Raw genomic sequence first — 283 nt, forward strand, 5'->3', positions numbered from 1 at the left:
TCCGCCATCGCCTCGCGGTGCGCCAGCGGCGTCAGCACGCGGATGCTGTCGGCGGCGTCCTGCGTGACGGCGTGCCGGCGCGCGAGCTCGATGCACTGCTTGTACACCGAGCGCGTGTCGCCGGTCGCGAGGATGCCCATGCCCTCGCCGCCGCCGGCACGCCGGAGGATGCGCGTCGCCCGACCGCGCGAGAGCCCCGCCTCGGCCAGCGTCCGCACGTCCGCCGACTCGATGGCCGAGACGCTACGCTCGACGCCGAGTTCCGCGACGAGCAGCTCCCGGG

At 75.6% G+C, this 283-nt stretch carries 1 pseudogene; it reads right to left on the reverse strand.

The window, feature by feature from the left end:
- A pseudogene (locus SM755_RS23460) lies at positions 1–275 on the reverse strand (DNA mismatch repair protein); the annotation flags it as partial.
- Positions 276–283: the final 8 nt, after the last annotated feature.

The organism is Natrialba sp. PRR66, assembly GCF_034808065.1.
In the GTDB taxonomy this organism is placed as follows: Archaea; Halobacteriota; Halobacteria; order Halobacteriales; family Natrialbaceae; genus Natrialba; species Natrialba aegyptia.